Annotated in this window: 2 protein-coding genes; both read right to left on the minus strand. The window is 38.1% G+C overall.

Features of this window, described 5'->3' with window-relative positions; all coding sequences use genetic code 11:
- A partial coding sequence (locus tag HMPREF2954_RS05400; RefSeq protein WP_070689040.1) for a hypothetical protein occupies positions 1-669 on the minus strand: 669 nt, incomplete at its 3' end.
- 249 nt (positions 670-918) lie between these two features.
- Complete coding sequence (locus HMPREF2954_RS05405) at positions 919-2,187, minus strand: Tle-like phospholipase domain-containing protein (protein ID WP_052673352.1); 1,269 nt, start codon at positions 2,185-2,187, stop codon at positions 919-921.
- Between the last annotated feature and the right edge of the window lie 42 nt (positions 2,188-2,229).

Below are 2,229 nucleotides of genomic sequence, written 5' to 3' on the forward strand. Positions count from 1 at the left end.
TCTCCGTATTTCAAGTTCAATACTAAATGCATCTTTTAAATCAATGCCTCTTTGTTGCGCTTGTTCTGCTGTAACTCCACTGGAAACAAGACCAGTTTCACTATCTAACCAAGTAGCAATTGGATAATCTGCTTTTTGGTGATAGTAGATTAAGTTTGCTGTTGTACCTTTTTCTGCCATATTTTTCCATACGGTATCGTCAATATATGCTGAAAAAAGGGTACTTTTTTTATTGTTATCAGCTTTGAATTCTAGAGAAACACCATAATTTTCCCACAAACACACTCCCTGACCAAAATAGTCTTCATTCAAAGGCCTGTCGGTATAAAATTCCCCTTGATAAACTGTATCGCTGATTTTTTTTAAGGTAAATTCAGGTTGGTAAACTGCATACGCGGTTGCGCCAGCTGCACGGTTGGTGGTAATCATACAATTCTTTGCATCATAGTTTTCTACCAGTCTGGAAATTTCAAATTTTCCTGGTGCATTTTTAAACGTAACCGTCAATTCGTATTTTTGATGCTTTTTCGGATTCTCCGTTACAACAGGGTCACTTTCTGCTTTGGGCAGTCCGTGAAAGTCATAAGCTGAATCAAACATTTTTCCATCCTCCAAGGTGCAAGATGACAATAGGATGGTCAAACCTATTAGGGTTAACACTTTTCTCATTTCAAGATCCTTTGTGGGTACCATCTGATTAAAAATGGAGTTGTCCATGGATAACTATAGGGTATCTGATTAGTTTGATAAGATTATTAATTCAAGGTTGTAGCTAAATTAAATTGATGTATCAAATTATTTACTAGACTTCCAAGGGAGCTGTTAACTAAGCTTTTGAATACTTCCGCAATTACTTGATTTGTGAACTTTACAAAAGAAGAGTCAAAGTTCCAAAGGAAGTCTGGTCAAACAAATTAATTAGCCAAATGAGCGAGAAAGGGTTCTTTGTTGCTCTTCGTGCTGGAACGTTTGGCCTTTTTCAACTGCTAGTTCCTGTTGTTTATCTTGGTTTAGTGCTATATTTTGACGGATTTTTTCATCAAAAAGTGCAACCTGCTCAGGATGTTCTGCAAGTACCTTTTGAGCATATGATCCATCAGTATCATTGATAATCCCTCTTAACATACCTCTGACTTCGTCATATTTAGATTGTGGGATTTGTGTTGCAGTAGAGGATGTGGCAACAAAACGATTTGTATTGTCATTCTCTTTTAGTAGAAGATGACTATCGGTTATAAGTTGGGCAAGTTGGCTTTCAGGGGTATTGACGTTTGCTGAGAGATTCAAGGCTTTTTTTCCCCAGTTAAATGCATCTTTCCCCCAGTTAATCGCATCTTTCCCCCAATCAAGTGCTTCTTTGCCCCATCTAATTCCATCGTTTATTCTATCTTTAATAAACCTAATATTTCTTCCTGTTTTTTGTACGTCTGCTTCAAATTCTATACGGAATTCTTTAATTAGATTTATATGCTCAGAAGCAAAAGAATGGCTTTGAGCGGATAGTCCGCCGTTTTTGAAATTGTCAAGCCCATGACTTGCTGCGGCACCTACGATTGCAAGTGACCATGTGCGATTTGGAGATGTATTAAAGCGTCCGAAACCGTGAAGATATAAGGCCACTTTTTCACCCTCGTGCAGATAATATTTAACGTTGCCTAAATGCGGACTTGCAGAGCTAACAGGATCGATACCACGGACATGATTTGTGATTAATTTGGCATTGGATTGTTTACCAGGCTGTTTCTCATTCAGCTTGGCTGCACCATAGGCATTGAATGTTTCAGTTTGTTGCCCATAATTGTAGCCGCACAATTGTGCTAGAGCTCCGCCGAGAGAGTGTCCTGACTGGTGAATTACGGCTCCTGGATAACGTGTTTGAGTTAATGATATAGCTATTTCTGTCAATTTCTTGGCATCGGGATATTGATTGTTTCCTTGATTGACTGCCATGCCTAAATCGGTCAGTATATCTGTGGCTTTTGCATTTTTTTCGGGCCATGTACCTCTATGAGTAACAACTAGTTCATTGGTGTCTTTTCTGTACAGGACATAGCCGTCGTAGCCAGATTTAGTATGGAGAGATTTGACAACTTCATATTCTACATTATCAATTCCTCGAATATGTTGACCTTCTTTTAGATTTTTATAAGCTAAATCAGCAGTTGCAAGATAATTTTGCGTTTTCATATTTAGGCTCTCCGTATTTCAAGTTCAATACTAAATGCATCT

It is taken from the genome of Neisseria sp. HMSC067H09, assembly GCF_001814135.1.
Lineage (GTDB): Bacteria > Pseudomonadota > Gammaproteobacteria > Burkholderiales > Neisseriaceae > Neisseria.

Excerpts from the sequence above, each read along its gene's own strand:
- HMPREF2954_RS05405 (WP_052673352.1), bottom strand. The coding sequence starts at position 2,187 with ATGAAAACGCAAAATTATCTTGCAACTGCTGATTTAGCTTATAAAAAT.